The 12,902-nt window shown below is 38.3% G+C and carries 12 protein-coding genes and 1 pseudogene; 7 read left to right on the top strand and 6 right to left on the bottom strand.

The window, feature by feature from the left end:
* Positions 1–89: 89 nt before the first annotated feature.
* Together RMA94_RS05980 and RMA94_RS05975 are read right to left on the bottom strand one after the other, a co-directional pair.
* The gene (locus RMA94_RS05980; protein ID WP_130174212.1) at positions 90–854 is read right to left on the bottom strand and encodes a helix-turn-helix transcriptional regulator; all 765 of its coding nucleotides are present in this window, start codon (positions 852–854) and stop codon (positions 90–92) included.
* A gap of 21 nt (positions 855–875) precedes the next feature.
* Positions 876–2,090, bottom strand: a complete 1,215-nt coding sequence (locus RMA94_RS05975; RefSeq protein WP_130121422.1) for an MFS transporter — start codon at positions 2,088–2,090, stop codon at positions 876–878.
* Positions 2,091–2,225: 135 nt separating this feature from the next.
* On the opposite strand from RMA94_RS05975, the gene RMA94_RS05970 reads away from it, so the two are divergent.
* Positions 2,226–2,879, top strand: coding sequence for a TetR/AcrR family transcriptional regulator (locus RMA94_RS05970; RefSeq protein ID WP_130174213.1), 654 nt, complete (start codon positions 2,226–2,228; stop codon positions 2,877–2,879).
* 103 nt (positions 2,880–2,982) lie between these two features.
* A complete protein-coding gene (locus tag RMA94_RS05965) occupies positions 2,983–3,903 on the top strand; it encodes a DMT family transporter (protein ID WP_130174214.1) in 921 nt (306 codons plus the stop codon).
* A gap of 392 nt (positions 3,904–4,295) precedes the next feature.
* Here the strand turns inward: RMA94_RS05965 and RMA94_RS05960 are convergent, their stop codons facing one another.
* Genes RMA94_RS05960 through RMA94_RS05950 form a run of 3 tightly spaced genes read right to left on the bottom strand, consistent with a single transcriptional unit; the run spans position 4,296 to position 7,225 of the window.
* Positions 4,296–4,865, bottom strand: coding sequence for an L-threonylcarbamoyladenylate synthase (locus tag RMA94_RS05960; protein ID WP_005072030.1), 570 nt, complete (start codon positions 4,863–4,865; stop codon positions 4,296–4,298).
* A 51-nt stretch (positions 4,866–4,916) separates the two neighbouring features.
* The gene (gene dprA / locus RMA94_RS05955) at positions 4,917–6,050 is read right to left on the bottom strand and encodes a DNA-processing protein DprA (protein ID WP_130174215.1); all 1,134 of its coding nucleotides are present in this window, start codon (positions 6,048–6,050) and stop codon (positions 4,917–4,919) included.
* A gap of 20 nt (positions 6,051–6,070) precedes the next feature.
* Positions 6,071–7,225: a LysM peptidoglycan-binding domain-containing protein gene (locus RMA94_RS05950; protein WP_130174216.1), complete on the bottom strand. Its 1,155-nt coding sequence runs from the start codon at positions 7,223–7,225 to the stop codon at positions 6,071–6,073.
* Positions 7,226–7,347: 122 nt separating this feature from the next.
* Between RMA94_RS05950 and def the strand changes: the two genes are divergently transcribed.
* The 4 genes from def (at position 7,348) to RMA94_RS05930 (ending at position 10,751) form a co-directional block, all read left to right on the top strand.
* A complete protein-coding gene (gene def, locus RMA94_RS05945; RefSeq protein ID WP_002114101.1) occupies positions 7,348–7,878 on the top strand; it encodes a peptide deformylase in 531 nt (176 codons plus the stop codon).
* A gap of 43 nt (positions 7,879–7,921) precedes the next feature.
* Positions 7,922–8,347 (top strand): DUF2946 family protein, encoded by a 426-nt coding sequence (locus RMA94_RS05940; RefSeq protein ID WP_002114087.1) that lies wholly within the window; start codon positions 7,922–7,924, stop codon positions 8,345–8,347.
* Between the two features lie 72 nt (positions 8,348–8,419).
* Entirely contained in the window at positions 8,420–10,495 is a 2,076-nt protein-coding gene (locus tag RMA94_RS05935; RefSeq protein ID WP_130174217.1) for a TonB-dependent copper receptor, read from the top strand.
* A gap of 49 nt (positions 10,496–10,544) precedes the next feature.
* Positions 10,545–10,751, top strand: a complete 207-nt coding sequence (locus RMA94_RS05930) for a DUF4199 domain-containing protein (RefSeq protein WP_068531148.1) — start codon at positions 10,545–10,547, stop codon at positions 10,749–10,751.
* A 67-nt stretch (positions 10,752–10,818) separates the two neighbouring features.
* On the opposite strand, the gene RMA94_RS05925 is transcribed toward RMA94_RS05930, so the two are convergent.
* Positions 10,819–12,033 carry an oxygenase MpaB family protein gene (locus RMA94_RS05925; protein WP_311082211.1) on the bottom strand — a complete coding sequence of 405 codons (1,215 nt, stop codon included), beginning with the start codon at positions 12,031–12,033 and terminating at the stop codon, positions 10,819–10,821.
* 88 nt (positions 12,034–12,121) lie between these two features.
* Here RMA94_RS05925 and RMA94_RS05920 point away from each other — a divergent pair.
* Positions 12,122–12,692, top strand: a pseudogene (locus tag RMA94_RS05920) (TetR/AcrR family transcriptional regulator).
* Positions 12,693–12,902: the final 210 nt, after the last annotated feature.

Genomic DNA, 12,902 nt, shown 5'->3' with positions numbered 1-12,902 from the left:
AGTAACGCATTTGTTTTAACTGCTATTGAGGGGCAGTGCAATAATATTCGTGTTCAAAAAAGGAAAAGTTTTTAAAGATAAACTGAATTCTAGTTATTTCTGATTTGGATAGGTGTTTGCCCAGTGTAACGTTTAAAAAACTCAATAAAACTTGAGCTATGTTGATAACCTAAATCGTATGCTAAACGCTTGATAGGCGTCCCTTGGCGAATCTGATGAATGGCATAAACAATTTTGGCCCGATTTCTCCATTCGGATAACGAAAGCTGAAGCTCTTGTTGACTCAAACGTAATAAGTGACGATTACTGACCGAAAAGTTTTGTAGCAACTGCTGTAAAGAGTGATCAAAAAGTAATGGATCTGAAAGTTTTTCTAAAATAGGCAATAAAACAGGATGCCGTGTTTGCGGCAAATAATGCGAATATGCAGGAGCTTGTTTAAGTTGATCGAATAGAACTTGTAAAAGATGTTCTAAGTATTCAGATTGTCCAGTTTGTTTTTGCTGCTCTAGAATTTGTAAAACTAAGGTTCGAAAGAAAGGTTGAATACTAAAACATTTACAGATATCACCTAAAATAGAACAGAGGCGAGGGTGTAGTCGAATACAGATATAGTGAATTTCATGGTCAATATGAGTAGATTGATGAACAGTTTGAGGTGGAATCCAAAGACCATAGCTAGGTGGAGAAAGATATAGCTGTTCTTCAATCTCCATTTCTAATATGCCATTTAAACTGAAATTAAAATCTCCCCAAAGAGATGCATGAGGACGAACAATATCTTCTTTTTGGTATAGAAATTCATGAACTTCTATACTGTTTAATAATAAAAATTGTTGATCCTCATTGTTCATCTATATGCTCTGACTCATATTTTAATTTTCACAAGTAGCTTTAGGATTATTTAAACCTTTCGCTAAGGTAAATGTACTCAGTAATGCTAGGGCAACGAAGCTTAATACTCCATAAATTAAAGTATTTTCATTGAAATGATCAACCACATATCCCCCTAATAATGAACCTGTCGCAATCATCACCTGAAACATACCTACAAAAAGCGGCATACCTTTTTCAACAGCATGTGGTGCGTGGACAAACATCCAGATATTTGCTGAGGTAGGGAAAGCGCCAAATGCAAATCCCCATAACGCGGTTAAGACAATAGCACCAAACTCATGAACGGCAAAAAGAGGAAATCCAAAAAATACGATTGCAAAGCATGTACCCACAAAAGCTAATGTATAACGGACATTTAGGTTGCCACTATATCCGGCAAAAGCATTCCCGAAAATACCTGCAATTCCATAGAGCAATAATAATGAACTAATGGTTGTCCCGTTAAAACCGGCAACATTTTTAAAGAAAGGTGCTAAATAGCTATAGGCACAAAAATGAGCGAGTCCGATCAATAAAACAATCAACATGCCACTACGTGCTTTAGGAGTGCGTAATAGTGCTGGCAAATCTTTCATATGAATTGCCGAGTCTGGTACAAGTTTAGGTAAAAAGATTAATTGTAAGATTAAAACAACTAAGCCAATGCCTGCTGTAATTCCAAAAGCACTACGCCAGCCATAAAACTCGCTTAACCAAGTTCCAATCGGTACACCTAGAACTGTAGCAAAAGTCACACCTGCCATCACGACCGCAGTTGCTTTAGCAATAGGAAGGTGTGAGGGAGCTAATTTTCCACTTAGAGCAATGGCGGTCGCCCAGAAACCACCAATTGAAATACCTAAAATTAAGCGGCTTAACAATAAAATATGAAAGTTTTCAGCAAATGCGGTAATGGTATTGGCAATAACCATAATAGCTGTCAGCAAGATAAGTACATAACGCCGATCAAGTAGTTTTACAGATACAGGCAATAGAGGGGCGGCAATTGCTGCCATAATGCCGGGTACGGTAATAATCAGACCTGCTGTACCTACAGAAATATTTAAATCTGTTGCGACACTATTTAAAACACCAACGGGTAAAAATTCACTTGTAACTAAGGCAAATGCTGCGATAGAAACGGCCAAAATGGCAAACCAGCTTCCTTGAGTGGAGGTCGTGGGTCGCGCTTTAGAGATAGACGATTGGTCCATAGGAAATCCTTACTTGGCTAAATTTGGAGTAAAGAAAGGCAATTTATTAATTAACTAACGATCATTATGAAAATAAAATAGTTGATAAAAAATAGAACGTCAATTAATTTAATAACGATTGTTATAAAAATAGATGTGATCTTTATGACAAATAGGCATGAAACGAATTTAGCTGTTGCAGAAGATGCGCTGAAAAAAAAGCGCGGACGTCCTAAATGCTTTGATGAACAAGAGGTTCTGCAAAAAGCAATGTTGCTCTTTTGGGAGCATGGCTATGAAGCAACGTCTATTAGTGATTTAACGCATGCTTTGGAAATTACACCACCAAGCCTATACAGTGCCTTTGGCGACAAAGAAGGGTTGTTTTACAAAAGTGTTGATTATTATTTAGCTCATGAAGGATGTCCGATTGACACTATATTTGTAGAAGCAAAAACTGCAAAAATTGCTGTTGAGTTATATCTTTATGACATTGTTAAAAGATTGGTTCAGCCCAATAAGCCAGCAGGTTGTATGGTGGTCGTTGCGGCTATGAATTGCTCTGATGCCACTCAAGATGTACAGCAAAATCTATTAGATAAGCGCATAAAGACAAAAGAAAAATTATTAAAACGTCTTCAGCAAGGGGTAGTGCAAGGGGATTTATCTTCTCATGCACCTTTACAGGAAATGACTGATTTTTATACCACTGTCATTCAAGGCCTTACTATTCAAGCAAGAGATGGTGCGAGTAGCGAGCAATTACATAAAGTGGTAGGTCATGCCGTGAAAGCTTGGACATTATTCTAAAAAGGATAATGTCCTAAGTTCGATATCAATGTCGGAAATACGATATTTCAATTTATTAAGACATTCTTCAAAATAAAATCTCTTTTGTAGATGGTGTATTGCTATGAGTCAGGTCATGAAATATCACAAATGGGCGTTTATTTTTCCCATTTTGGCAGTATTGATTTGGTCTTTAAATATTGTAGTCACCCGCTATGTCTCGGATTATATCTCTCCGGTAAGCATTAGCTTTTATCGGTGGTTAATCGCTTTTATTATTTTGACTCCATTTATGTTTATGTCTGTGTGGAGACAAAGACGACTAGTAATACCATATTTACCTAAGCTTGCTGTGTTAAGTGCATTTGGGATGGTGCTTTATCAAGGTTTGGCTTATACAGCTGCCCATTATACAAGTGCAACCAATATGGGGATTGTGAATGCATTTATTCCTATATTCACGATCTTTGTTTCGCTTGCCATTTTAAAAGATGTGCCTAATCGCTTTGCAGTTTTTGGCAGTATTTTGTCTTTTGCAGGTTTGTTATATGTCATGTCCCAAGGAAATATTAATAAGCTTTTAAGTGGTGGCGGACACCTTGGTGATGCATTGATGATTATTGCCGTATTCTTCTATGCATTTTATGGTGTTTTTCTTAAAAAATGGCAGTTGCCTCTACCAATTATGACAAGCTTATATGTTCAGATTGGATTTTCTGTCATATTTCATATTCCTTTAATTCTCTGGTTTGGACTTGATGCTTTAAATGTACAAAATGCACCAAGTGCTATTTATGCAGGTGTATTTGCTTCACTCATTGCGCCGTTAGTGTGGATGTTAGCTGTTCAACAACTCGGTCCTAATAGAACAAGTATTTTTATGAACTTGGTACCTGTCTTTACAGCAGTTATTGCAAGTGTCTGGTTGTCTGAGCAGTGGACTATTTATCACACGTTAGGTGGGATTATTATTTTAATTGGTATTATTATGGCTCAGAAGAAGGTGATTCCTAAAAAGAGCGAATTAATGCAAGAACAAAACTAAAGGCAGAAAAAAAACTATGGCATATTTTGAAAAAAACTCATAAAAATATGCCAATTTTTTCTTAGTTAAAGTTTTTCTATATGATTTATAAATAGTTTATAAAAATAGGTTGTAATATAAATATTAAAAAAGCCGAGTAAAAATATTAATATAATTTTAATTTATAGGCAAAAAACCGTAAATTCCCTACACTTTTCATGCTTTTTTTAGAGAAATAATATATTTCTCTCATTGAACCTCTTACCACATAATAGCGGCCACTACGAAAGGTGCTATTTTCTTTGTAAATTATCTTTCGTTCCACAGATATCCAAACCCTCTGGATGTGGTATATACCCATCCTTTTTTATGCTCAGTTATCCCTATATAACTGAGCTTTTTTTTGTTAGAAATTAGGCGCGAATAATCTCTCTGGTAAGAGCGTTAATGATTCGGCTTGGTTGTTGGCTCTGGCCTAAGTCACCATTCAGATAGTTTAATTGTGAACCAAAGTATTGGCAGGCATCCTGTAATGAGTGCGCAGGTTCTTGCCCACTTGGGTTCGCACTAGTCGAGACAATAAAGCCATGAAAAGCATTACATAATGCCACACATAAAGGATGTGTAGTGACTCGAACAGCGACAAGAGGATGCTCACCTTTAATCCATGAAGGAATATGTTCACCAGCAGGTAATAGCCAAGTTGTTGCTCTTTCTGAAGGTTGATGATTAGTCCAACAATCAATAATTTCTTGTTGGGTTGTTTGAGGTAGAGAAGTTAGAAGGTGCTCGACTTGGCTAATATGACCTGCTAATAAAATTACACCCTTTTCAATAGGTCTTTGCTTTAGTTCAAGAATTTTTTGAAAAGCTTGCTCATTAAAAGGGTCGCAACCTAGCCCCCAAACTGCCTCAGTTGGATATGCCAAAACTTGACCTTGTTGTAAACATTCGGCTGCTTCGGTAACTGAGGTGGTAATCATGGTAATACTCTTCCTTTCAATCAGACAGAATTGCTATTGTGCGCTCCAATACTAAGAACGACAACGTAAATACAATCCTGATTGTTGCATACATAAACCAAGTAGTTCTAGTTCCATCAGTGAAGAGGTGAGTTCTGCAACAGGCTGAGAGTGATGTAAGACAAGCTGATCAATATTTTGTCCGACCCAGTCTAAAGATTGATAAAGGTTAATTAAATGCTCAGGAATTTCTGGGGTAGTAGAAACTATAGCCTCCTCGGTGGAGTTTTGTTGCTGACTTTGCCATTGAGTAGGTAAAGCAAGGTCTTCAATAATTTGTTCAGGATGATCGACTAAAATTGCTCCCTCACGAATAAGTTGATGGCAACCTTGATGAAACTCACTGTAAATATGACCAGGAATGGCAAATACAGTCTTACCTTGTTCGGCAGCTTTGTTCGCAGTGATGAGAGAACCACTTTTTAAGGTAGCTTCTACCACTAACACGCCTAAACTCAAACCGCTGACAATTCGGTTTCTACGTGGGAAATGCTGTTGTAGTGGAGGTGTTCCAGGCAAAAATTCAGTAATAATCGCGCCATTTTGAGCCAAAATATGTTCTGCAAGTTTTTTATTTTGAGCAGGGTAGGTACTGTCTAAACCAGTTCCTGTTACTGCAATTGTACGTTGATGTGCTGATGCTCCTTGGTGAGCAGCTTCATCAATCCCATATGCCAAGCCACTACTCACATAAAAACCTTTTTCACTTAAGTAATAGGCAAAATCATAAGCAACCTGACGACCATGTGGGCTTGGTTTTCGGCTACCTACAATCGCAATTTGTGGTTGTAATAAGGCTTGTGCCTGACCTTTTCCAAAAATGATAGGTGGGTGATCTGTATAAGGTAATAACTGAGTGGGATAGCCTGAGTCATCTGCCGTTAAAATAAAGTCGGTATATTGCTGGATTTGCTCAGTTATTTTTTCAAACTGAGCTTGACCCTGAGCAGTTTGAAATTCATCTACGCGTTTTAAATGATTAGCATGTAACCCGAGATTGCGCCATTGAGATAATCCAGCAGGTTGGACCGCCTTTTCACAGCTACCAAAATAATCGACAATTTTTTTAAAGCTAACTAAAGAGTGTTGCACCAAATACCACACTTTAAGCGTGTGGTAATGGTGTGAAGAAAGTTGAGTAAGCATTGTAAAAGGTACATCCAGCATTAATCATTAAAGCGGGGTGGCTGAATGCTTGAACCAACTTTAACTGGTAAATCGCTTTCTAATACGTAGGCATAACTCAACTGATCAAAAGTTCTAAAGACCATCAGACTACCAATTTGTTGTCCTGGTAACTGTATTGGTTCTTTGGTTTTAGGATCTCGAATGGTTTCACCTTGTTGCCTAATATCAAAAACTTGTCCTACTTGAATACCTTGTGCCGTACCGCGATCTAAAGTGACCACACTATTTTTGGCAGCAGTACCAATTGATCCCATTACACGAATAATTTTGCCGCCATCTGTCACCTGAGTGGCATCCACTGGATAAAACAAAGTAGGTAATGTTGCTTCTTCTTCTGGCATCACCCGATCACCACGACGTACTTCAGAATCGTAGCTATCAGTTAACTCAAGCGTGGTAATGTCTTTTTCAGAAGAGATCGCAATCCCTGAGGCAACTTGTTGTAGCTCAATACCTAGACTGTGCTTTTTACCTTTACTGTCGGTGAAATAATAAGGTTCACCTTCACGATAAACTGCATAACGTTGACCATCAATTAAACCTTGTCCGCGCGCATAAATAGTCTGACCTTTTGCCGCCAGTACACGTTGATCGGCAGTACCGACTACATAAGGAGTATGTTGAATTGCATCGATAGGTAGAATAGTGCTGTGTTCTAACCACTGTTTGATATGTTCAAGAGGAATAACAGGTACGTTATTGTTAAGTGACTCCACACGAACTTGAGGTTGTAAATTTGTCATTTGGCCTGTGTAACGGCGAATAATGCCGACACAGCCATCTCCTTCATCTTTTCCAACCAATGGACGGCCATCTAAACTACACAGCAGTAATCGATCACCAGGATAAATCCAGTGTGGATTTTTGACATGCTGATTATTTGCCCAAATTTCAGGCCAGCGCCAAGGTTTACTCAGAAAGTGACCAGAAATATCCCATAGCGTATCTCCTCGTTTTACAACGTAGACATGTGGTGCATTACTTCTAAGAGAGGGTGGATTATGGTTCGGACTAGCAGCATAAGTCTCTGCTACCGTACTGAATGCAACCCCTGTAAAAAGTGCCAAAGCAAGTAAATGCTTTTTTATCCCCAAAGCATGAAATTGAACCATGCCGTCAAAAACCTTTTTCATTATGATAATTCCTAAAAATTATGCGTGCAGATGCGTTATAATAGGCGGCTAACACACAATTTTTCGATGAAGTATTTCCTTCATTTGGTTTTTCAATCAATGGCATAAGTGAGGACGTCAGTATGGCCTTATTACCTATTTTAAGTTTTCCTGATCCCCGTCTTCGTACCATTGCTAAGCCTGTTGAAGAAGTTACTGATGAAATTCGTCAACTTGCAGCAGATATGCTTGAAACCATGTATGCGGCACCAGGTATTGGTTTAGCAGCTTCTCAGGTCGATCGTCATATTCAGCTTATCGTCATAGATTTGTCTGAATCTAAAGATGACCCTATGGTTTTCATTAACCCCAAAATAACTCCACTGACAGAAGATAAGCAGCAGTACGAAGAAGGCTGCCTATCGGTGCCACAAATATACGACAAAGTTGAGCGCCCGTCACGTGTGAAAATTGAGGCAATTAACCTTGAAGGTCAAGCATTTGAGTTAGAAGCTGATGGACTTCTCGCTGTTTGTATCCAACATGAAATGGATCACTTAAATGGCAAATTGTTTGTGGATTATTTGTCGCCACTTAAACGTCAGCGTGCTCGAGAAAAAGTCGAAAAAGTTGTTCGTCAACGTGAGCGTGAAAAAGTTGCAGTAAAACGTTAAAAATTTCTATTCTTGAAACATTAATGTAGTGTGGATGTGATTTTTGGTTTTTCGTAGTGGTTTACTGCTTGCATGTGCAGCAGTATTTTTACAGGTCGCGGTATTTCTACAGCCGCTATTACCGAAGCAATATCAAATTGCTCCGGTCTGTGAAACTATTACCCTCGCTTTGCTTAAACCTAAAGCACAGATGGAAACCATGTCACATGCCATGCATTCACATCATGAACATCATATTGAACAGGCACAAGCCTCTGGGCAACATGATCATCATGATGCAAATCACCAGTGTCAATATTGTACCGTCTATGCCAATCTGGTTTTGCCACCTGAATTTGGCGTAAAAGAAGTTTTAGTCCGCATACAAGTCCGCTTAGTCGCTTATCAACAAGCATTTAGACATGTCTACTTTGCACTACAGCGACTTTTTCTACTCCCACAAGGGCGTGCACCACCTCTATTTGCATAAATAAAAGCAATTTTTTGTTGGGGTCTTAAGTGGCTTCGATATCACTTTATTTATGTTTTAGAGCGTATAAAAATGCCACATTCTAAATTTTTACTACAACCTTTATGGGTTGCGATGTTTGCTGTCTCTCATTCGGGGCTAGTTTTTGCTAATTCAGAAAAAAATGATGCCGATACTAAAGCGCTTCACTCATTAGCACCTATTGTTGTTACAGCACAACAAGGCAACGATGCAAATGGCTTGATTGTACATGCAGACCCGAAACAGCCAATTCAGCCAGTGCCTGCTACAGATGGTGCAGACTATCTGCAAAGTATTATGGGGTTTAACTCCATACAAAGCGGTGGAACAAATGGTGATGTGACATTCCGGGGTATGTTTGGTTCACGCATCAAAATTCTAACTGATGGAACTGAGAACTTAGGTGCCTGCCCGAACCGTATGGATGCTCCAACCTCTTATATTTCACCAGAAAGCTATGATCGTATTTCTGTGATTAAAGGCCCGCAAACAGTTCAATATGCCAATACAGGTTCTGCTGCAACAGTCCTTTTTGAACGTCAGCCTGAGAAACTTACCTCTGAAAAACCTTATCGTGGGCAAGCAAGTGTTTTACTAGGTTCATATGGACGTATTGACCATAATGTTGAAGCGGCAGTGGGCGATGAGAAAAAATATATCCGTTTAAATGCCAACCGTTCAGAATCGAATAGTTATCAAGATGGTGATGGAAATACTGTGCCATCAGCATGGAAAAAGTGGAATGCTGATGTAGCGCTGGGCTTTACTCCAGATGAAAACACGTGGATTGAACTCGCAGGTGGAAAATCTGATGGTGAATCGCTTTATGCTGGACGTTCAATGGACGGATCTCAATTTGCGCGTGAAAGCTTAGGGCTACGTTTCGAAAAGAAAAATATCACCGATGTCATTAAGAAAATTGAAGGGCAGGTGAACTATAGCTATAACGACCATATTATGGATAACTTTAGTTTGCGGCAGCCAGAACTAAAGCATGATCATGAAACTCATGAAATGTATCTAGATAAATCAGCTATGCAAGTAACGCGTAGAACACTAAATTCACGTTTAGCCATGACTACTGAATGGAATAAATGGAGTTTGATTACAGGTATAGATTCTCAATTTAATAAACATGGTGGAAGCATGTCTTCACCAAAAATGAATATGCCGTTTAGTCAAGATATGCGTTTTCAATCATATGGTGCTTTTGGTGAGCTTGGTTATCAATGGAGTGAAAACTCAAAGCTGGTGACAGGTGCACGACTTGACCAAGTGAAAATTGATGCGCTTAAGCTCAATGTTGACCGTTCAGAAACTTTACCTAGTGCTTTTATTCGTCTGGAAAATCAACATCCGGAACATGATGCCAAAAGCTATATTGGTTTAGGTTATGTTGAACGTGTCCCTGATTATTGGGAGTTGTTCAGTACTGCACATGGTAATTCAGGCATGTTAAAGCCTACTTTTAATGATTTGGATACTGAAAAAACCTTGCAGTTAGATATGGGTTATCAGCAACAACATGGTGCTTTAAATACATGGGCTTCTGCTTATGTTGGTTTGATTAATGACTATATTTTAATGAGTTATCATAATCATCCGACTTCAGGCGAGCATGATCATGGCTCAAGTTTCAGTGCTGGGGCGAAAAATGTCGATGCAACCATCGCAGGCGCGGAAGCTGGTATTGGATATCAATTTACCGACCATATTCAGGCAGATTTGAGTGCCATGTATGCATGGGGTAAAAACACCACAGATGACAAACCGCTACCTCAAATTTCCCCTTTAGAAGGTCGTTTAAATATTCGCTATGTGGCTGACAAATATAATTTAGGTCTGTTGTGGCGAGCTGTGGCTGAGCAAAATCGTGTGAGTCTACATCAAGGTAATATCGTAGGATATGACTTAAAACCAAGTAAAGGTTTCTCGACTCTTTCTCTAAACGGAAGTTACAACCTTCGTAAAGATATCGATGTCTCTGTTGGTATCGATAACGTATTAGATAAGACCTATACCGAACACTTAAACAAAGCGGGTAGTGCAGGCTTTGGATTTGCGAGCGAAGAGCAGTTTAACAATATCGGAAGAAATTACTGGGTTCGTATGAGCATGAAGTTTTAATAAGCCGTAGTGAATGAACTGAAAATATTAATTTAAAGAGAGAAATGAAATGACTGATAAATTATCACCTGAACAATCTTGGTGGGGATGGAAGTTACTTATTGTGGCTTCTATCTTGAGTTTATTGTTTATGATTATTTTTTACTTGGCAATCAACAATGAACCTGACTACATGCCAAGTCAGAAAAAGAAGCAGATGATGGAGTCACACGAGCAAATGAATCACGCTGAAATGCACAGTTCATCAGCTCAATAAGTTCCTTAATATTTGAAAATGGAAGTCTAATTAACGGGCTTCCATTTTTGTTTTTAAGTTTTAAAAGTTATTGATGCATACTCGCTAAGGTTTTTGCCTTACCTTGATTCTGATAAAGCGTTAAGCCAAGTTTTTGTATATTACGGCCTGATTTAGATAAAAACTTTTCAACTTTTGGTGAAAGCTTTGCACCATTATAAAGTAGTGAATTACGCACAATTAGATAATAAGCAAACCATGAGGCAGACTGCTGAGGCAATCCGAGTAGTTTCATTCTCTTCTTGCCAATAAAAAATTGGGTAAGTTCTAAATGTTGTCGATAAGCAAGCTTCTGCTGCAAAGAACGTAAATGTAGATATTTTCTCTCAAAAGGCTCTTTGGATAAGCTTGATCCTAACTCAACACTGCTGTGATCGGAGCGAGGATGAGCAAACTGCATCCAGTAAAGTAACCTCCAACCCTCGGATTCAGATTGAATAAGCCATTTTTCATCAATACCCATCAACCAGCCAACATAACGCCAAAAATGTAGAAAACTCTTGGCTTCTTGTTTGGTTGGCCATACACCCAAAGCTCTAATACCGAGTAAAACTACACTGCTAAAAGCCAAATTAGTCATTGCTAAATCAAATTGATTAAGAGGAATTCCCCAAACCTCACTATTCCAACGATCAGACTTTTTTAATTGTCGGCGAACGAGTGCATGAATAAAGCGAACATAAATCGTTGAAGTAAAACCTGCGCTTAAACGGACAAGTCCTTGAGGTTCAGTAATATCGACCCACCATTTTGTGGTTTCAGCTAAACGAGTACCCGCCTGTTTCTTTAATGCACCCGTTAAAATTAGCGGCTGATTAAATCCCGGATATAAATATCCCGCCATTAAGGATAGATCTCTAAGAATAAAACCATTATTTATTCCTAAACGATGAGTAAATTTAACAGCCTCATCAATTTGACGCTCATCTAACCATCCAGGCTTTTTTTCAATGTAATTAAAGAAATTTTCTAACTCGGTAGGTATAGGCTCAGATAGATTATCGCGGCCTTGAAATAATATCTTCTCAAAAATCATGCGGTGATCTTTGGGATTTTGCATAACCCAATCAATCACCTTATCCATTTCAATATCCCCTTCATAAAGGGCATGTTGTAAAGACACATATTCCGTATAGTTTGGTTGTACAGGTTTTTCACAACAGATATTTAAAAACTGAGTAAAGAAATTACTGTCTTGCATATCATTAAAAGACGCAAGTCGAGTCGGGCTAATCATTTGCATATCGTTACTTATTTATTGAACTGAATAATAAATAGGCTAATATGAATAATTATTCGCATTCAATTCGCATTTAACGAATAAAAAAACGATGAGAAAAGCCCCACAGCAACAGCGTTCAAAAATTATTGTTGACCATATTTTAGAGGCGACGCAGCAGTGTATCGCTCAGTATGGATTACTACATACGACGACGCCTAAAATTGCAGAGAAATCTGGAGTAAGCGTAGGATCGGTCTACCAATACTTTGAGAATAAAGATCAAATCATAGAAGAACTATTGCGCCGTAAAAGCGAATTGTTGGGGCAACAACTTAAAGAGTTGGTTGTGCAGCAGGGGAATATTCCTTTAGATCTGCTTATGCCCTTGGCGATAGAGCTAGGATTTAATGCATTAAAAGCCGATCATGGATTTTTTATAGAAGTATTAAAACATTGGCATGACTATAGTCATTCGCAAGCTGCTCAGATTTTAGAAAAGCATTTTTTTGAAGTAGGGCTATATACATTCAGTAGAAATCCTCATCAGTGGGACTTCGAACAGGTAAAGCATAAATCCTTTGTAATTATTAATAGTACGCTTTTTACGATGATGCGATATGTGAGTCAGAACAATTTTCTTATCTCAGAACAACAACTTAAACGCGAATTATCGAGCATGATACTGGCCTATTTAAGCCAAAAATAAAAAATTAAAATAATTATCAATATAAAACAATAGCTTAATTCGTATGGTGGTTTAAAAGTAAACGCTCGAGTCATTAATTTTTAATTTTCTCTTGCAAAGGGAATGAGATGGTCTATAATGCACATCCATCGGCGGTGATGCAGATAGAAACTTGTTGAAAAACAGTTACTTGTGATTAAGTTGA

The sequence above is a fragment of the Acinetobacter sp. V115_6 genome (assembly GCF_031799025.1).
Lineage (GTDB): Bacteria > Pseudomonadota > Gammaproteobacteria > Pseudomonadales > Moraxellaceae > Acinetobacter > Acinetobacter pittii.
Note: the sequence above shows the minus strand (reverse complement) of the source record. Positions and strands in the feature narration are given on the sequence as shown.